General features: G+C 38.8%; 15 protein-coding genes. 3 read left to right on the top strand and 12 right to left on the bottom strand.

The window, feature by feature from the left end; translation table 11 throughout:
- Positions 1–166: 166 nt before the first annotated feature.
- Complete coding sequence (locus IE080_RS06220; RefSeq protein WP_189579602.1) at positions 167–3331, top strand: histidine kinase N-terminal 7TM domain-containing protein; 3165 nt, start codon at positions 167–169, stop codon at positions 3329–3331.
- A 16-nt stretch (positions 3332–3347) separates the two neighbouring features.
- On the opposite strand, the gene IE080_RS06215 is transcribed toward IE080_RS06220, so the two are convergent.
- Positions 3348–4586 carry a dipeptidase gene (locus IE080_RS06215; protein WP_189579601.1) on the bottom strand — a complete coding sequence of 413 codons (1239 nt, stop codon included), beginning with the start codon at positions 4584–4586 and terminating at the stop codon, positions 3348–3350.
- Positions 4587–4845: 259 nt separating this feature from the next.
- Here IE080_RS06215 and IE080_RS06210 point away from each other — a divergent pair, with 259 nt between their 5' ends.
- Positions 4846–5847 carry an acyl-ACP desaturase gene (locus IE080_RS06210; protein ID WP_189579600.1) on the top strand — a complete coding sequence of 334 codons (1002 nt, stop codon included), beginning with the start codon at positions 4846–4848 and terminating at the stop codon, positions 5845–5847.
- 93 nt (positions 5848–5940) lie between these two features.
- Complete coding sequence (locus tag IE080_RS06205) at positions 5941–6795, top strand: pirin family protein (RefSeq protein WP_189579599.1); 855 nt, start codon at positions 5941–5943, stop codon at positions 6793–6795.
- A gap of 101 nt (positions 6796–6896) precedes the next feature.
- On the opposite strand, the gene IE080_RS06200 is transcribed toward IE080_RS06205, so the two are convergent.
- The 11 genes from IE080_RS06200 to tilS form a co-directional block, all read right to left on the bottom strand.
- The gene (locus IE080_RS06200) at positions 6897–8024 is read right to left on the bottom strand and encodes a DUF4221 family protein (RefSeq protein ID WP_189579598.1); all 1128 of its coding nucleotides are present in this window, start codon (positions 8022–8024) and stop codon (positions 6897–6899) included.
- 191 nt (positions 8025–8215) lie between these two features.
- The gene (locus IE080_RS06195) at positions 8216–8992 is read right to left on the bottom strand and encodes a Rossmann-like and DUF2520 domain-containing protein (RefSeq protein ID WP_189579597.1); all 777 of its coding nucleotides are present in this window, start codon (positions 8990–8992) and stop codon (positions 8216–8218) included.
- A 1-nt stretch (position 8993) separates the two neighbouring features.
- Positions 8994–11525, bottom strand: a complete 2532-nt coding sequence (gene ccsA / locus IE080_RS06190; protein WP_189579596.1) for a cytochrome c biogenesis protein CcsA — start codon at positions 11523–11525, stop codon at positions 8994–8996.
- Between the two features lie 21 nt (positions 11526–11546).
- Positions 11547–11963 carry a cytochrome c maturation protein CcmE domain-containing protein gene (locus tag IE080_RS06185; protein ID WP_189579595.1) on the bottom strand — a complete coding sequence of 139 codons (417 nt, stop codon included), beginning with the start codon at positions 11961–11963 and terminating at the stop codon, positions 11547–11549.
- A gap of 10 nt (positions 11964–11973) precedes the next feature.
- Complete coding sequence (locus IE080_RS06180) at positions 11974–12225, bottom strand: CcmD family protein (RefSeq protein ID WP_189579594.1); 252 nt, start codon at positions 12223–12225, stop codon at positions 11974–11976.
- Positions 12222–12902, bottom strand: a complete 681-nt coding sequence (gene ccsA, locus IE080_RS06175; protein ID WP_189579593.1) for a cytochrome c biogenesis protein CcsA — start codon at positions 12900–12902, stop codon at positions 12222–12224. The genes IE080_RS06180 and ccsA (IE080_RS06175) overlap by 4 nt, the downstream gene beginning before the upstream one ends.
- A gap of 80 nt (positions 12903–12982) precedes the next feature.
- A complete protein-coding gene (locus tag IE080_RS06170; protein WP_189579592.1) occupies positions 12983–14647 on the bottom strand; it encodes a mechanosensitive ion channel family protein in 1665 nt (554 codons plus the stop codon).
- Between the two features lie 70 nt (positions 14648–14717).
- Entirely contained in the window at positions 14718–17426 is a 2709-nt protein-coding gene (locus IE080_RS06165) for a hypothetical protein (RefSeq protein ID WP_189579591.1), read from the bottom strand.
- 115 nt (positions 17427–17541) lie between these two features.
- Complete coding sequence (gene mdh, locus IE080_RS06160; protein ID WP_189579590.1) at positions 17542–18480, bottom strand: malate dehydrogenase; 939 nt, start codon at positions 18478–18480, stop codon at positions 17542–17544.
- Positions 18481–18606: 126 nt separating this feature from the next.
- Entirely contained in the window at positions 18607–19137 is a 531-nt protein-coding gene (locus tag IE080_RS06155; RefSeq protein WP_189579589.1) for a Crp/Fnr family transcriptional regulator, read from the bottom strand.
- Between the two features lie 4 nt (positions 19138–19141).
- Positions 19142–20461 (bottom strand): tRNA lysidine(34) synthetase TilS, encoded by a 1320-nt coding sequence (gene tilS, locus IE080_RS06150; protein WP_189579588.1) that lies wholly within the window; start codon positions 20459–20461, stop codon positions 19142–19144.
- Positions 20462–20492 lie beyond the last annotated feature (31 nt).

Raw genomic sequence — 20492 nt, 5'->3', positions numbered from 1 at the left:
TAGATACAATAATTTATGTTGTAAAATATTCCTAAAAGAAAATCAAAGCACCAGATAATGTACATTCTTGCAGTTCACATCTTCTTTCAAGACTAATATTACTATTTTTGATAGAATATAACAAGGTTTTTATAATTTAGGCTTTATCATTTACGCTTCTGCTGCTATGAATCAAACACTTGCATTCAATCCTTTATCTATTCCGGTATTTGCAACAAGTATTTTATTTTTAGCACTGTATATTCTTTCTATCAAATCTGAGAATAAACAAGGAGAAAGGGAGTTTTCTTTCTTGTTAATTACATGCTTTTTTTATGGTTTACTTTACGGTTTTGAGCTAATGGCTATTTCAGAGGAAGTTTTAATTTTTATATTTAAATTGGAATATTTACCAGGAGTTTTTCTAACACCTCTCCTCTTACTTTTCATACTTAAATACACAAACAACTCCAAGTATATTACACCTATTTTAACCATTCCACTTTTCAGCTTTTCTTTGTTTTTTTTAATCATGATGTGGACTAATGAAGCTCATGGCCTTTTTTTTCAAGAAATTTGGGGAAGTGATAATGGGTTGTTTTTCGCAGTTGATGTTAAACAAGGCATCCTACATTGGATTTACGCTGTATATAACTCAATTCTTACTATCGTTAGTAATATAATTCTTGTAAGAGCACTTTATGCTAGTCCAAAGGTTTACATAAATCGAATTTGGATGGTACTATTGGGCTCACTCATTCCTTGGGCAGCACACATCATTGCAATCGCTGGATTTGCACCATATGATATGGACTTGATTCCATTCGCACTATCTTTTACTGCCTTGATAATTTTTTGGGCTCTTTACAAATACCAATTTTTTAAAGCGCCACCGCTAGCATTTAAAACAATATTCCAGAATATCAGCGAAGGAGTAATTATCTACGACCAAAACAAACATATGATTGCAATAAACATTTCTGCTAAGGCTTATTTAAATACTCTTCAAATTCAAAATTTTCAAAATCTAGTAGAGTTGGGAAAAGAAGTGAAAGACCTTCCAGAATTGCTCGATCAACGAACAGGGCATATTATATTAAGTAATCAAACCAACAATATTTTTTTTGAAGTTTCATTTAAAGTGTATAATAATGAACATAAAACCAGCAATTACTTTTTTCTGAATATCAGAAACATCACTGAACAAAAAATTGCCGAAATAAGGATTAAAGCTAATGAACAAAAGCTTCAAAGTTTTAACATGAGTTTATTGAGAAGTGAAAAAATGCTCACTTCCATTGCTTTTGCGACTAAAGAACTTTTATCAAATCGAGAATTTACATTTGCTACTCAAAAAGCTATAACGTTATTGGGAGATGGAGCTGGTGTAGATAGAGCCTATTTATTTGAAGGTTTTAAAAGTGAGGATGGTGACTATTTTATTTCCCAACGATTCGAATGGAGTGCTAATGGAGTTCCCCCTGAGATAAACAATCCAAATCTTCAAAATATTCCACTACAGATTTTTGGACAAGATGTTTTTTCAAAGTTTCTAAAAAACATGTTTTTCTATTCTATCGTAGCTAAAATCGAGGAAGATACCTTACGTGAGTTTTTACAGTTTCAAGGAATAAAGACAATCCTTATTATTCCTGTTTTTGTTGGAAAAGAATTTTGGGGTCTAGTAGGATTTGATGACTGTTCAGAAGAAAGAGAATGGAGTGAAGCAGAAACAGCATTATTGATCAGTTTCGCAGATTCCATTTCCAATGCTGTAGAACGTAAAAAACTGGAAGAAAGTCTTCGTGCCTCAATGGAACAAGCCAGGGAAGCATCCACTGCCAAATCTGAGTTTTTGGCAAATATGAGTCATGAAATACGAACACCTTTAAATGGAGTTATTGGATTTACAGACTTATTATCCAAAACTAAACTTAGTAAAGAGCAAAAAGAGTATTCAAATGCCATTATGCAGTCAGGAAAGCTATTGCTTAATTTGATTAATGACATTTTAGATTTCTCAAAAATTGAAGCTGGCAAACTGGAACTAAGTTTGTTGTCGTGCAACATCAACGATATCGCAAATGAAAGTTTAAAAGTTATTTCTCCAACAGCAGACCAAAAAAACCTAAACTTAGTTTTATCTGTAGACCCTCAAGTTCCGGAATTTGTGATTGCAGATGTGATGCGTGTTAAACAAATCCTCATTAATCTTTTAAGTAATGCAGCCAAATTCACTTCCGAAGGAGAAATTGAACTAAAAATCACATTAATCAATCAGGGCAAATTAACCAATAAAAGTAGAATTGAATTTGCCGTAAAGGATACTGGTATTGGTATTTCAGAAGAAAAAAAGCAGGTGATCTTTGAGGCCTTTGCACAAGAGGATAATTCTACCACTCGAAAATACGGAGGGACTGGCTTAGGTCTTACAATTTGCAACAAGTTACTCAAATTAATGGAAAGTAGGCTTTCTGTTGAAAGTGAACTCAACAAAGGAAGCGTTTTTTCTTTTGAATTGGAACTAGAAAATAGTTGGCAATCAAATGAACTAGAAAAAATCGCTGGATCTCAGCAGCAAGTACAAGTAGAAGCACCATCAAGGACTATCAAGAAAAAAGCAATAAAGATTTTGCTCGTAGATGATAACTCTGTAAACATGCTATTAGCAAAAACTATAGTCAAAAACCTCATACCAAATACCAAAATACTCGAGGCTAAAAATGGACTAGAAGCAGTTGAACAATTCAAAGCTTACAATCCTTCGTTGATTTTCATGGACATCCAAATGCCTGAAATGAGTGGATATGAAGCTACTGCTATAATTAGAGCTCTAGAACAAGGCAAAGAATCCCGAGTCCCTATCATAGCTTTAACTGCGGGTACTGTCAAAGGTGAATTCGAAAAATGCCTTGCAATCGGCATGGATTCTTATTTGAGCAAACCTGTATTAATCGAAGATATTGAAAATGTACTTGACAAATATTTAGACTTATCCGATAAGAAACCCATACAACGTAAACAAGTGCTTTCACGATATGAGGAATTTAGAGAAGCCGATCCAGATTTTTTTAAAGAATTGTTAGAAGTCAGCCAAAAGAATCTTAACAAGCTTCAAAGCGAACTTACCCTCTACTTAATAGAAAATAATTTGGAACGTTTAAAACAAACGGGGCATGCATTGAAAGGTTTGGGCTTGAATTTGGACTTACCAAATCTTACTACACTAGCAACTAATGTTGAAAAAGTAACTGAATTGGGGGAAGAAGCAACAGAAAAAGTAGCTTCTCTCAACCAAGAGATCAATTTTATCTTAGAAAATATCGATAAGGAATTGAATCAGCTTAGCTAAGAGAAGCTGTTAGGCTTTAGTTTGCAGCAGCAATGACATCTTCCCACACACGGAAGAAGTTGCCATGGCAGATTTTAATGATATCTTCTTTGCTATAGCCTCTTTTCATCAGTTCAGCAATGATATTCGGATACATTGAGGCATCTTTTAATCCCTCCGGCAGCGTATCACCCACGCCGTCAAAATCAGAACCCAAGCCTACATAATCAATACCAACCAAATTGACCACATGATCGATGTGATCCACCACTTTAGACACATGGACTATTGGTTTATTTTCTTCCATATATGCAGCAATGTAAGCCTGAGCTTGTTCATCTCTTCTTGTAAGGTTATTTTCAGCCATCCATTCCTGAATATGTGCTCGGTTAGCTGCATTTTTTTCGGAATACGCTTGGTCGATAAAGCTTCCCCCAAACGTAATCATCACCATTCCATTTTTTTCTGCAATCTTTTGAATGATTTCGTCAGACACATTTCGCTCAAATCCAGGCGTGAAATGTCTTGCAGAACTATGGGTGGCCACTATGGGAGCCGTACTCACTTCCGCTACATCAAAAAAAGTCTTGTCTGTAATGTGGGAAACATCGATGATCATGCCTAGGCGGTTCATTTCCTTCACCACATCTCTTCCAAACTCACTGAGTCCACCGTGGGTCTCAGAGTCGTCATACGAGGAATCTCCAACCAAATTATCACGACCATGGGTTAACGTCATGTACCGAATACCTTTATTGTAAAAATACTCCACATTGGAAAGATCATCTTCGATAGCAGCTGCATTTTCGATACCCATAGGTAAAGACAACAGGCCTTTGCTGAAATTGTCTTTAATTTCCTGAGGAGAACGGGCAAGTGCCAGTTTATCAGGCCATGTATTGACCATGCGCTCTACCATCATGATTAGGGTATCTGCCAAATCCTTGGCTCCACCACGGGTTTGATAAGCTGCGGGGATATAGATAGCCATAAAAGGTGCATCCATACCACCTTCTTTGGCACGAGGGTAATCAATATTTCCTTCAGTACTCCTTGTCACAAAATCATACACAGGACCATTCATATGGTTACCCAAATTGTACATACGAAATGGTAAATCCATGTGCCCATCTACGATGATGGTTTCTAAGGCAAGTGCTTTGGCAGCTTCCAGACGCTCCTCGTCACTAAGGGCGCTGTAATCAACTTCGGCAACTTTGGACTCGCAAGACCAAAGAAAAGCTAAACCGAGAATCGGAAGTAAATATTTTTTCATAGCATATAAGTTTATTTAAAAATATAAAATTCTGAATTTCTGCGTTATCATTCTGTATAAACGGCTTGATTGATGGGTAAAGTGTCATTTAGATGGACCGACCATATCCGAATTAAAGCACTCATGGAAACCCATATCACAAATCAAGTTTTTTAGTACCCTTTCTCAAGTATTGTTAGTAATTTTATAAGATAATTGGTAAAAAGCCTTGTTTAGAGATTTGCTCAATGAATCAATACACGAGGCTAAACAAAAGAATATGAGTAAAGTAGAAAAAATTAATTATGAGTTAGAGAAAAACCTAGAAGTGATTTCTCAACTTGATGGCTTTGTCAATCATGCCGTAGAAAATGTATTGGTTGATCCGGAGGAATGTTGGCAGCCAACCGATTTTCTGCCTGATATGTCTCAGCCTGACGCTTTCGATGAACTTAAAAAGCTGCAAGAACGCTCTGCCAATATCCCGGATACAGTGATTACTTCCTTGGTTGGAAATATGATTACCGAGGAAGCATTGCCAAGTTATCAGACCTATTTCAATTTATTGGAAGGGATCAATGTGGAAGGTTCGCTCTTGAGCAATTCCGGATGGGTAAAATGGTCCAAAGCTTGGACTGCTGAAGAAAACAGGCATGGAGACTTACTCAATAAATATCTCTACCTCTCCGGTAGATGCGATATGAAAAAAGTGGAGCAAACGATCCACCGATTGATTTACAATGGTTTTGACCCGCGCTCCGAAGGAGATCCTTATCAGGCGATTATTTATACTTCTTTCCAGGAAAGAGCTACAAAAATTTCCCATGTAAACACCGGTAAATTAGCCGATAAAGCTGGGGATGATGTACTCTCCAGAATTTGTAAAACCATAGCCGGTGATGAAGCAAGACATGAAAAAGCTTACAAGAGCTTCATGTCGCAGATTTTTGAAATTGATCCAAATGGAGCAATCCTGGCATTTGAAAAAATGATGCGCAAGCAAATCGTCATGCCGGCGGTTTTGATGGGAACAGGTGGAAGCAACCCTAGTTTGTTCGATCAATTCTCAGCCATTACCCAAAAAATTGGTGTGTACACGGGTTGGGATTATGCCAAAATTATCGACCATTTGGTCAAACTTTGGGATATTGAAAACCTCACAGGATTGAATGGTATGGCTGCAAAAGCCCAAGATTACCTAGCAAATCTAAGCGACCGATACATGCGAGTCGCAGATCGCATGAAAGCCCCAGAGGAAGTTTCCTTAGCTTGGTTAAAATAATACTGAAAGCCCGGAACAGCCGGGCTTTTTTTATGTCTTGGGAACAATTTTTAGTGAAATAAGCTTATTACATGTATATACACATATTTGCTTATGAGAACGATCAAAAATATACACAAAGCTGATTATCATCCGATAGCGGATCTTATCACCTATAATCCTCTGCCATCTCCAAGACTGAGACAGATAGACCCCTTTATTTTCCTCAACCATCACGGATTCCAAACCTATCCGAAAAACAACAATGGATTGCCATTTGGTCCACATCCACATAGAGGAATGGAAACAGTCACCTTTATTTTGGAAGGAGACATTATGCACAAAGACTCAGGTGGTCATGAATCAGTTATAAAGGCTGGGGGAATTCAGTGGATGACGGCCGGAAGAGGTTTGATCCATGCGGAAGTTTCTTCCAGTGAATTTAAGAAAAATGGAGGTGACTTAGAAATTCTTCAACTGTGGCTCAATCTACCAGCAAAATACAAAATGACTGAACCTCGGTACATTGGACTTCAAAAAGATGAAATCACGCATTTTAAATTGAATGATGGAAATGCGCATGTGCAACTAATTGCTGGAGAATGGAATGGACAGCAAGGTTCGTTCGAGACATTGACGCCAATCTTTTTGAGTACGATTCATCTATCCAAAGGAGCTGTCATTGAAAAAACCATCCCTAGCAATGAAAATATCTTCTTCTACATCGTCAGAGGTAAAGTGAGCGTGTGGGGAGAGCAAATCCCTTTCAGAAATCTAGTGGAATTCAACAACGATGGCGAACTTCTCAAGTTTGAGGCAACAGAAGATGCAGTCGTCATACTCGGGCATGCAATCCCTTTCAACGAACCGATGGTCGCCCAAGGCCCATTTGTCATGAACACCCAACAAGAAATCATGGAAGCCTATAGAGATTACCAATTAGGCAAATTTGGGTCTTGGGAAGATTAAACAAGAGCTGATCCTCCACATATAATCTCCAAGTCTAAAACCCCGAAATGAACGCTTTTAGTCAATTTCGGGGTATATTTTTTCCCCATAACTAAACCGAATCATTTCTCGATCACTTTAAGCAATTCAAACTTGAACATATCCTCATCATTTTCAGGATTATCAGGATGATTGATGGAGACGTATAATCCATCTTCGTGGATAAAAAAATTATTTGGCATATATCTACCTGCCTCAAAGAAAGTTTCCCCAAGGACATTCAACTCATCATCTAAAACCATGATTACGAAAGGACCTGGAGAGGTTCTCAATCGTTGGATTTCATTCAAGTCAGTAATATCCAGTGTTGGGTAGGCAAATCTGTAGTAGAGATTTCTATATGGGTCGTAAACCAAGTTATCATATCGAGAACTCGTATTCATATACTGCATCGTTTCCAATCGCTCACCACCTGAGGGAAATAGTTTTAACCGTGCATCCAAATACTGACTCCCTGCATATTTTGATTTTAATTCTTCTTCAAATGAAGACGCATAAAATACCCGATGATCTCCAAATAAAGAATAAACAATCTTATCCTTCCCTTTGGCCATGCTCGGTTCAAAATGCTTCAAACCATCTGCTAAATAATCATTGGGATAACGATGATTTACAAATCTAACGTTGCCATTGGTCAGATTAATGGCATAAACCATATGACTTTCACTTAGGAGCTCGTTGGTAAATTCGCGATAATTCCCATTCACGTGCGTTTTTACCAGTAATTCATCACCCGTAATAATGGGAGGAGATAAAAAGTAAGATGGATGAACAAAAGCAGTTGAATATCCTTCTGGAGCGACATATCTCAGCCGCTGTTTGACAATACCGCTAGTGTCTGTCAGATAAATTATAGGAGCACTTTGACCAAAAAGAAAAATACTATCCAAGCTATGGACATGAATCCCAAACAAATCCCCAACTCCTTGATTACCTTCACTTTCAAAAGCCAGGCGTTTGACTAAGCCTCTATTAGCTATATCATAAATCTGGATTTCATTTCGCTGCCAAAGAATATTAAATAATAACCCATGAAAAGTCGAAAAACCCAGACTTACATTAGGAGTGTTATCATCAATACTAAAAGCAAGAGTGACTCCTGATGCTTCAAGCTTCTTCTCGGTCTGCATTTTTTGAGAACAAGCAAAAGTTATCAAAGTCAATAAAAAAGCTAATATCCAAAATTTCATAGTTGATTCATTTGTGAGACTTAAATAAGTAATCCTCAATAATAATAATAATAGACAAACTTAGTTGAACCTATCTAAATTAATCGTATTAATTAAACTAATGCCTAGGTAAGAAAAAATCAATGGCCAAGTTTAGGAATCGAGAAAAATTAAAACTCCACAAATAATTATTCCAACACTTTATCAAGATACTAATGCGAATCAATTATATCCTGAGAAATCAGTCGATAAATTTCTGCAACCTGCTCGTTGTAGTTTAAAAAGCGATAATGTTCTTCCATAGTCTCAAAATCCTCCCGTTTAGCAGGGCCTGTTTGGGCTTTTTTGGCTCCTAATTCAAGGCTTTTACTGATGGTTTCGATAATGAGCGGTTTCAACATTTCAAAATCCAAGCCTTGCCTTGACATGATCTCCTCAGATAAGCGAAGCATATGATTGGAGAAATTACTGGCAAAAACCGCAGCCACGTGAAGGGCCTTTCGATCTTTAGACCGGATCACATACACAAGATCAGACAAACTTTTAGCTAATTTTTTTAGCTTAGCCAAGACCCCTGGATCATCGGCTTCCAAAAGAATAGGAACATCTCTAAAATCCAATTCCCTCCCCTTTGTAAACGTCTGCAATGGATAAAAAATACCAGTGTAGGTCGCAGAACTATACCCCAACACATCTATGGGTAGCGTTCCGGAAGTATGAACCAATATACTTTCTTCAGGAAGAATTACCGCGTCAGCTACTTCGGTGACCGCATCATCAGAAACTGCCAAAATAAAAATCTCTGCTTCAGATTCCGAAAAATCAAGAGAATCGACAGGTTCGGTCGTGTATAGTTTGCCAGTCAGTTTGGTGGCTTTTTGAATATCTCGACCGTAAATTTCAGTAACGGTATGGCCGGCATCCTCCAAAGCACTTGCAAGATGCCAAGCCACATTTCCCGTTCCGATGATCACTATTCTATAGGCCATCTTAATATTCTAATCCCTTATCTCTCATTTTCTTGAATTCATCGTATCTACGATAAATCGCTACACAGAACCCAATCAACATAATGATAGTACCTGCCCAAAGAATATTGATCTGAGGCTTAATGATAGCCTTCAACACCACATAATCTTTTTGATAACGGTTAACAGTAAACACAAATTTATTCTCCTCAGGGACAATATTCGTCAATTCTACTTTCACTCCTAATTCCGTATCCACTACAGGGATTCTACCTACCTGCTGTCCACGGATAATGAAAATAGGCTCTAAACGTTTTTCTACATCATAATCCTGTACAGTAAGCTTAGCCTTTACTGCTACATCACCATCAAACAAAGGAACTCCTTCTACTTCAGTCAACACCTCGCCACCTTCAAAATTCGTTACAAAATCAGCTATGAAAAAGGTATCTCCAGGTGCCACTTCATACACTTCATCATCTCTCCACTCCGGATCTTCAAAATCATTGATGGCTGAAACGAAGGTGTACAAATCGCGATTTACAAATCTTCTGGAATCAGGAGATGAAATCAATCCCATCGCTGTATTGAACTGTGACATTGGATTCAGTGAAAACTGGAATTCATCTTCCTTATAATAATCAATCCTGAAGTAATCATTTTCTTCCAATACGATAGGCACTACGTCGCCTTTTTGGAAATATGTTTTTCCTCTTACAACAATATCTGCCTTGGCAATTGCCTCATTCACACGATCAGTTTCTTGCAGGTATTTCACAGGAACCAATTCAGGGACTCCACTTACTTTCTTTTGCCTACCTCTATAAATAGCAGTATATTCCTTAATCTGCGTTGGTTTATTGATCCAAAGTAAGACATGCTCTTTGTTCAATTCATCTTCCCAAGAATTACTATATACTAATCCGGACATGTTTTGAGAAATCACCTCAGAATAACCTGAGGAGAACATGGTACCTATCAAAATCAACCCTAAGCCAATATGTGCTAACGAACCCCCGGCAAGTTTGAAAGTTGACTTTTTGATCAAGCGTGTCAGAATGGTTGCATTGGCCACAATGGTAAATACCGAAGCCAATACAACGATGATGTACGTGATATCAAAGACTTTCCCTGCAATGATGATAAAGGCTGATACCAACACAGAGATGATGTAAGGCAATACTAAGGCTTCTCTCAATGTTTTGGCATCCATCTTATTCCACCAAAAATACTGTCCTACCGCTGTCAGCAGTGCTACTACCACTGCAAACCATAATTGGAACTTTGTATAAAAACCAACTTGATCAACCGGTGGGGCAATATTCGAGATACCTCCAAAACTTTCTACGATGGAATTCCACACTGGAATAGAGGTAGGAAGAATCACCTGAAAAGCCATCAAAGCCAATGTTGTAGCTCCTATGAAAATCCAAAATTCGCGGGAATATACATCTGCTTCTTTTTCAGATGTAGGAATATGTTTCCAATGCTTCGCTGCTAAGAAAATAGCAACTGCAAGGAAAAACAACATATAAATCAACAGCTGTCCTGAAAGACCCAAGTCTGTAAATGAGTGTACGGAAGAATCTCCTAATACCCCTGATCGTACCAAGAAGGTTGCGTATAGCACTAAAATGAAAGACGCAATGATCAAAACAATAGAAGATTTCAAAGCTGTACTGCTTTTCTTAAAGGTAATCATGGTATGTATACCTGCTACCAAAATCAACCAAGGTACATATACAGCATTTTCTACAGGATCCCAATTCCAATACCCACCAAAGTTTAGGGTCACATAAGCCCAATAAGCACCCATGATAATACCCATTCCCAGGATCATGGCAGAAAACTGTGCCCAAGGCAAGGCAGGTCTTACCCACTCCGTATATTTACGTGTGGCAAGTCCTCCGATCAAGAAAGCAAAAGGAATCAAGGTAGACGCATACCCCAAAAACAAGGTAGGCGGGTGGATCACCATCCAAATATTTTGCAACAAAGGATTTAAGCCCGTACCATCTTCCGGAATAAAATCAGGATTGAGTTGGAAGATCGGAGCATTCACGGCATCTCTCAAGAGGATAAACGGAGAACTACCGATTTTCAAATCACCGATAACTACACCCAAAATCATGGATACCAGGAAAGCCTGTACCAAAGAGAAAACAACCATTACAGGTCCTTCCCACTTTTTATTCGTCTGAATCAATACTAAGCCCAGTACAACATTCCAGAATATCCAAAGAATAAAGGAGCCTTCCTGACCTTCCCAGAAACTGGAAATCATGTAATGTACCGGAAGTGCCATGGATGAATGCGAATACGCATAGAAATATTCAAATCGATGATTATAAATAATTTCAAATAGCGCAAATGCAATCGCAAAGCTCGCGATGGAATGGATGTAAAAGGCTATCCGGCTAAATCGCCTCCAATTGGGCTTCTCCAATTCGGGAACGACGGTGTACTGATAATATGCATATGCAGTAATTAGAGAGGTCACAAATGCCAGGATGACGGCAAAGTGACCGATATTACCGATGAGGGTATTAATCATTTTAGTGAATGTTAAAGGAGTTTACATACCTGCTTGCGCAAGGTCGTTCTCCTGATACTTAGATGGACACTTCATTAGGATTTTGTCAGCAACAAATAAGTCCTCAGTTTTGTAAGAACCGATGACTACAACCTGTTCTGCACGCGCAAAGTCTGGCGGAACCGGTTCATTGTAAAAAACTTTTTGCTCTGTCCCATCATTATCCACCATCATAAAATAGAAGGAAGTTTTATTCGGATTCACTTCAATACCTTCTACATTTCCGTTATCCGCTTTTTTCAACTCTCCTACCACATGTATAGGCTTTTCATCCCCGCTAAGCATCATTTTCTTAGCAGTTGAAAAACTTTCATAGGTACTTGCGTCACCAATCATGGAAATGATAATGATGATTGCCACTGCAATAACACCCAAACCCAACAAATGACCCTTTTTCATATAGTTACTTTTATAATTCCTGATTCTCTAACAGTTTCTCCAAACGAGCAACTTTCCTATCGGTATTGATGAGATAGACAACAATACCTGCAAATACGATTACGATAATGCCTACCAAGACATAAATTTTCCCTTCCGCACGCATCACATCCGCCATCTCTACACGGGTATTTTGGTAGTCGGATTCATTGATTGCGATTTTTTCCTGAGCAGACACCTGAAGCGTAAGCATCAGAAAAAGGATGATTAAGTACTTTTTCATGAAACTTGGTTAATCAATTTATCTTCTAACTTTCTTTCTACTCTTCTAAGCCTTACACGTACAACGCTCATCCAAGTTCCCAAAAGTGTCCATCCGATGATTGCGGGATAAAAGACCATGCGCAATTTACTATCGAGATCATAGGCATTGAAGCCCGGATTTCCACCGTTTCCAGGATGTAGACTATCGGTTAATCTTGGCAAAATAAAAATCAACGGAATAAAGGCAGCAAATGCAAAAATATTATAAACAGCACCGATACGGGCGCGCTGATGTACATCTGTGAGTGAATTGCGCAAGATGGAATATGCAAAATACATCAAGAGTCCAATAGCAGATGCATTCTGCTTAGGATCTCCGCTCCAGTAATCTCCCCATGTATACTTTGCCCACAGCATCCCCGTCACAATTCCTAATACACCAAATAGAATGGCTGCATTGGTAAACTCAACAGCCTTATCATCATGCTTGAGGTCATTGGTGCGTAGGTACTTCACGCTTTGCACTACTGCCACTACCAACAAGATGATCATTCCAAACCACATGGTCACGTGAAAGTACAGGGCCCGAATGGTCTCATTTAAAATGGGTAAACGAGGAACATCTTGGATTAACCCAACTGTCAGGGTGTATAAGAGCAATAGAATCGTGAGAACTTTCCACCAATTTTTCTTCATCAGCGTATTTTTTGCTAATTAAGTGCAAAAATACGCTATAAGTTCCTGATTACTGTGCTTTTTGTCATAAACTTCCAACCTTATTCTTTTTTACCAAGTTCCTGATTCAAAAATTGTGTCAATTTTTGCTTGTAAACCGAGGCATCGGATGGGTAACCTGGAATTAGGTCCTTTTTCTCAGGAAAGCTTTCCATATGCAGGGTCTGCGTTGGGAAGGCAAAACGTATACCCAACACTTCTGCCAATTGCACTATTTGAATCAATATCTCATGTCTACAGCGCAACTCCTCAGGCCAAGTAGGCACTTCAAAAAAGATGTAGAACATGATATCCTTACTATATGAAGAAAGGTTGTTGAAGTAAATATTGAAAGCGTCTTTACGTGTTTCCGGATGCTTCAATACAATTTCCCGAAGTCCTTGCACAAAGGTTTCAATCAACTCATGAGGGGTATCGTACGTGACAGTCAAGGTAGTATAAAACCTTCTGTACTGCCTCAATCCGTGATTATCAATGGTGGCATCAGCAATTTTCCCATTAGGGATATATGTGACGGAATTACGGAAAGTCCGAATACGGGTAGAACGAAAACCCACCTCCTCTACCGTACCATCCACATCTCCGGAAGTAATCCAATCCCCTACCTGAAAGGGCTTATCAATAAAAATCATCACGGATCCAAAGAAGTTTTTGATGGTATCCTGCGCCGCCAAAGCAAAAGCCAAACCACCAATGGATAAACCCGTCAAAAAAGGAACGATATCAACATCTAGGCCTTCTTTCAAAATAAACAAGGTACCCACTACCACAACAAATGCTTTTAGGGTTTTGCGAACCAAGGGTACTAATTGATCATCTAATGTGGATTCGGTTTTTTCGGCTAGCTTGGCAAAATAGAGTGCCACCACATCTACAATCTTGTAAAAAACAATAGTCAGTACAAATGGCTTAGCTGCATGGAGCATTTTCAGAACAAAAGCCACCACTTCCACTGGTAATTGTAAAAGGCGAATGAACAAGGCCGAAACCAAGAGAATCAAGTAAATACTTAAGACCTTAGCTACGGGCAAAATATATTTCTCTCCTACATTTCCATATCCTAACCTCTCGAGAGAAAATAAAATTACCCGATCAAATAGAAAGGTAAACAGCTTATGGGCCAGAAAAAGCAACAAAATAAACCCAAATAGACCGACCAACTGCCAGGTTTGAAAACCAAAATAGGTTTTTGTACCCATCTTGGGCAGTTGATTAATCAATTGATCTGTACCAAAGGGAAAAGTTGCCCTATGCAACTCATGGATCTGACTGACAGTAAACGCACTGAACTTCCATTCATCCCCATACTTTTGAAGATACACAAAAGGAAGTACACGGGTATCAAAAAAATACTTTGCCTGATTGGTATAAACAGAATCTATGAATGTAGCTTCATTGGGTATCTCAGCAAATCGGATGGCCACTCCATTTCCATCAAAAATCTGCTTCAACTTGATAGCCAATTCCCGTGGCTCAACACCTTCACCTAGATCATCAGTCATCAACGATAAAGCGGCTGCCTCAGGATCAAAATTATCTTCCCGCAAATTAAGAAAAAAGGTAAGAGAAGCAGTGTAAGGTGTTTTTAGGTTATGATAATCTTCTGGATCTACAGGAACAGGGCTTCCATCAACCATTACTTGCCCCATCACAGGCGCCCAAGTCAAAGAAACAATAGCAATTAGCCAAAACAATTTTTTCATCATCCATGCATGTAATTGAGCCGCAAAATTAATAAAATAAACTGTTTGAGCTCTGCTCAACCTGTCTTCTTACTTAAAATGGCAATCTGTACTCTGCTAGTTTATTACCCGAAATGGTATAGATTAAGTACTCATTTTGGCTTCCTGCATAGATTAGCTCCATTTTTTCTACCGAAGAAATCGGCACTGCATTAAGCAGTTCACCTTTTAACCCATAGAGGTATAAAAACTCCTGATCCCTATCCAAAAGTCCAATCAGATTTTTATCTCCTCCAAAAGTATACAACTGGAAATCCAGATTATCTGAGACCACATCCTTTTCGAAAATCAACTGATACGTCTCATCATAAAAACAGACTTTATTGTAGCTATGGGTAGCAATGAGGTATCTATCTTCTTTTTGATCTTTGACTAAAATAAAGCGAGTATCCCGATCATCTTTGGCTAATTGATTTCGGTAGGTAAGCTCTCCACTAAAATTCACTTGTACTACTTCCCCTCCTGCCGTAACGGTCACTAAACGGGTATCTTTGGCGTTGCCTCGCTCGATGATGGTATAATCCGTCCCCAATGCATCTCCCAACCTAAATGGGCTACCAACCTCAGGTTCTCCCCGACGGTTGAAAAAGTAGAGCTCACCCCTTTTGGACAAAGCAATCATGCGATCTCCTACACCTGCGATGCGATGATGAGCAGGCTTGACCACAGGTTCTCCGCTAATGTTTTTCGGATTCCAACCATCCAAGGTTTTGCCAGCACGATCCAATAACCACAAATTACCATCTGCCGTACCCAAAAAATAACGATAGTCCCGGTCATTATTGTAATCCACTAAATTGAGCTGAGTAATGTTCTCCCCCTGTGTTGGACTCACTGGAAACCCGGGAATATAATTCCCTAATCTATCAATGATATGTACTTGATTTGGGGTAGCAAAGAGCATTTGCAACTTCCCATTTTTTAAATAGTCCACCTGAAAAACATCTGAAACAATAGGCCCTTCCAACATCCTTGAAAAAACCTGCTCCATATCTTTAGTGATTAAATACATGACATTGCTTTCATCCTGCACAACGAATTCAGGGCTCTTATCATTGAAATTCAACACTTTTTTAGGTCCATACTGTAGTTGGTTAGGCAGCTGAATAGATTTGGTTTCGGTCAAAAACACATCCTGCCTTGCCTGTGGCTTGGTAGCTGCTGCCTGATGACCTAACCGAATGGTCGTTGAAAACTTATTAGCTACAAAATCCTGCAAACTCACATTCAAACTCTGAAAAGATTGTAAGTTTCGTGCATACTTTTGGAAGAAAGGAGTCCATGAAGGAGCACTGATATCCATAAGAGAGCTCCAAGAAAGCGGAATATCCAAATAAAACTGAATCAGCTGTTCTGGATTTTTATAAAACACCTGTCTACTGAAATTTTTGGACCCATAATCATCCAAAAATAGCTTCATTGCTTTAGAACTATTGGCAAAAACAAGGTACCCATCCAATCCTGTCACATAAGTATCCGGAAAACCTAGAAATTTACCGCCAAACATGTGGGCTGGTAATTCCTCGACAGCAAGCACAAAGATTTCATTCGTACCAAAGAAATCCACATTTCCCTGTGACATATCAAGTTGAGTTGCCGCAGGATTAAACGCTTTCAGCAGCTCCAATTGCCTCCTCAGCTCTTTGGTTTTCAAAAGCAACACCCTGTCCTGAGCATTATTACTTACTTTTTCGAAATTCAATAAGAGCATCTGCCCGTCAAGCTGATCGAAAAAACCATTTCCCAGCAGCCTTTTCTCTACATCACCTTTTACCGTACTTTTTTCATTGAAAGCTGCATTTTCGAAAAAGTTGATTCCTGAAATGTTTTCAAAATTAAAGCTTACCCAAGAAGATACCCGATTAGTGACAAACCCGCCAACCTCAAAGTTTGATATTCCTACTTTTGGCGTAACTGATGTCTCAGGGAATATGGTGGTCCCTTTCAGTACAATTTCACCTTCTTCAAAATCAATCTCATAATTACCAATCAACTTATTTTTGGAGAACAATTGATCCAAGGCTTGATTTTGGCTTTTAGATATCCCTTCTATCAACCGAGCAAATCCATTGGAAGAAACCCGAAGGGTCCCAAGACCTTTACTTTCCGGTAAAGCTGCAAATAATGCCTTATTGACTTCACGGAAATTGGACAGGGAAGAATTTTGCGCATGGCGAATAGCTTCCTCTACCAAAAATGAAGTAAAACTCCCAACCAACACGTCCCCTACCCAAGTGAAAGAAAAGTTTCTATTGAGATTTAAGGATTGAAACTCTTTGATCGTAACCCCTGAGTACATTCGCTCATTGATCTGGGAGAGTTCGGGCAGATTGGCTTCCAAGTATTTTAAAAAGCTCTTTTCGTCTGCATTTTTCAAATGGATCGTAAACAAAAAATCAAAATCATCCCTGCCAACAGGATGCAGGGAAATACTGGCTTTTTTTCCTTTCAACAATCCAGAAAATGACTGATAACCCTCCAGCACAGAGGCAAATGCCGCCACCTGCACATCGGCATCATTGACAGAAGGGATTTCCTGAAGCGTGTACCAAAAAGGCTGTGTCGTTAGTTTTTCCCAAAATTCATCACCCTGAGATGTTTCCAAAACAAAAATAGCATCAGCAGAAATCAGATGAATCCCATCGATTCCCTTTTTACCAATGATTTCTTGGTACACATAATAGAGCCCATATCCGAGCCCGGCAAAAAACAAACTTAGAGTAATGACTTTTAATATTCTCACAGAACAGTAAACGATAAATTTTGGAAAAACGGATGATTTCTGCTCAAAAATACGAATAAAACAAAAATCCCGACAAAACTATCGGGATTCTTGCTTATCTATAACTGAAATATGATTACTTGGAGGATAATTTATCCAATACATTCATGACTTCTTTCACGTGACCTCTAGACACTTCTAATAAGGCTTTTTCCTCATCATTTAGATCTAGTTCGATTACTTTTTCCACACCATTTCTACCTAGGATAACCGGTACACCCAAGTAGCAATCGTCGATACCGTACTCACCGTCCAATTTGATACATACTGGGAATACTCTACGCTGATTTTTCAAGATAGCCTCTACCATTTGAGCAGATGCAGAACCCGGTGCATACCAAGCAGATGTACCCATCAACTTCACCAACTCTCCACCACCAAACTTTGTACGCTCGATGATAGCATCCAATTTATCTTTTGCAATCATTTCGGTCACAGGGATACCTGCGACAGTGGTGTAACGTGGAAGCGGAACCATGGTGTCACCGTGACCACCCATCAAGATCGCTTGGATTTCCTTACCAGAGATGTTAAGCTCCTCAGCCAAAAATGCTCTGTAACGTGCAGTATCCAAGATACCCGCCATACCCATTACCTTGGTTCTTGGTAATTGAGAAGTGATGTGTGCCTGATAGGTCATTACATCCAAAGGATTGGACACTACAATGATGATTGCATTTGGAGAATGCTGAATAACATTTTCGGTTACCGTTTTCACGATACCAGCATTGGTTTCGATCAAATCATCACGAGTCATCCCTGGCTTTCTTGGAAGACCAGAAGTGATCACTACTACATCAGAATTTGCTGTTTTTGAGTAGTCATTTGTGCTACCCACAGTTCTGCTGTCATACTGATTAATTGGAGCTTTTTGCCAGATGTCAAGGGCTTTGCCCTCAGCCATACCTTCTTTGATGTCCAATAAAACAATTTCTTCAGCTATTTCTCTGTAAGCTAAAACATCCGCACAGGTAGCACCTACGTTACCTGCTCCAACTACAGTTACTTTTGTCATGATATATGGATTTATTTTTAGTTAATATTTGATTTTCAAAAGTGTTCCAAAGGTATCAAAGAGCGCACACTTTAGGAAGCTTTTGATACTTTAACTTGTTTCAGAAAAAAAAGGATTTGCTAAATACTATAGATTTTCCTTCGGTGTAAACATTTCGGATAGGTTGAAAAAGCCAAAGGAGTTCTTGTAGGACTTAAAAAGCCTGTGATTGTTTTGGTTATAAAATTCAGCCAAAGCGGTCATCATCTTCGCTTTTATTTTAGTATTGCTATCAAAAATCTCCTGAAGAGCAAAATGAGGAATCACTAATAAATCTGCCTGCTCCGAAGCTACAATTGCCGTATAAATCCGTTTTTGGTTTTCCAAGAGTGCATTTTCTCCAAAAGCACCATGCTTTCTCACTTCATAAATTGTCTCAAAGTTATCCTTGATATCTATGGACAGTTTGATAAGCCCTGAGCGGACCATGTAAAAAGCCTGACTCGGATCCCCGCTAAAAAAAACAACTTCATCCCTGTTGTAGGAACGGTAATGCAAGGCAGGAAGAAACTTTGCCATTTCTACATATTTCAATTTTTCAAAAAAATTCACTTGCGAAAAGAATTCAAAGATTTCTAGTTCGGAAACGGAGAAGGTACGGGAAAAGGGATTGATCATAGGACTATTTTTTCTTGAAATACACTATCGCTTGCGTTTGCTTTTGAATTTTAACGGAATCACTGATCCGAAGACCAATAACCCAAATGATTTTTTCTCCACTGAGCATCACTTTCACATGACGCTTTTGAATCATTGGCACTTTCAAATCTACCAAAAAATCGCTAACCTTTTTCTCTTTGTTCATTCCCAAAGGGATAAACCTATCGCCTATCTCCCAATTTCTGATTGTTAAGGGAAATTGTAGCTGGGATGCATCCATCATGGCGTTTTCGGAAGATTTATCTACAAAGCTATCTTTTTCTATCCGCAAAATATCATACACCTGATCTTGAAGATTGAGTTCCACATCGGTTGCTAGTACTTCTTTGGCTAAAAATTCACTTTCCTTTGGTCCTACAATCAGACAATCCCTATCAAGATTAAGTGTATGGGAATGTGAATGAAATAACTTCCCCACATGAGCATCATCTACGGCCTGAAGAATAGCCTCTACTATAGCTGAAGAAAAGCCAAAATCCCGCAACCAATAAAACAACAGACTATGTCTGCCGGGAATTGCTTGAAATGAATTGATCTTTACAATATGAAAATCAGCTTCTCTGACCACAGCCTCTACCTTCCATTTCTCAAAAAAGTAATGAAAAGCCTTGCCAGTATCCTTGATCCGACCAAAACTCTCTGCCATGACTTCCAGTCCACTCGTAAAGGTATTTGCTATTTTTGGGAGAATCTGATTGCGAACAAAGTTGCGCTGATACACATCTTTTTGGTTACTGCTATCTTCTCTCCATGGATAGTTATGGCTTTCCATGAATTCAATCAACGCATCTTTTCGAAAACTCAACAAAGGACGAATGATAGCCCCTCTTCGTTCAGCCATTCCTGCAATCCCATCGATGCCGCAGCCTCTCAGTAAATTCAACAGAATCGTCTCTAATTGATCCTCAAAATGATGCGCAACCAAGATACCTTCGTATCCATGTACCATCCTCAATTCTTCTAGCCACTCATATCGCAGTGAGCGAGCTTTCATTTGGACGCTCTCACCTGTGAGATTTTCCCACACCTCAGGATCTATTACTTTTCCATGGAATTGTACTCCCCACTGATTGGATAAAGCTTCAACAAAGGCAAAATCAGCCTTACTATCTTCTCCTCGAAGATTGAAATTTACAGTAGCTACATCAAAATCATAGCCTGCTTGATGCAACAAATACCCCAAAGCAACGGAATCTACTCCTCCGCTAATGGCCAATAAATATCTTTTTTGGGAATCTAAAAGATTTTTTGAACGTATGTGGCTGATAAAGTCCTCGAGCATAAGCCAAAAATACCAATTTTAGTTAATTTTG

The sequence above is a fragment of the Mongoliitalea lutea genome (genome assembly GCF_014652135.1).
Lineage (GTDB): Bacteria > Bacteroidota > Bacteroidia > Cytophagales > Cyclobacteriaceae > Mongoliitalea > Mongoliitalea lutea.
Note: the sequence above shows the minus strand (reverse complement) of the source record. Positions and strands in the feature narration are given on the sequence as shown.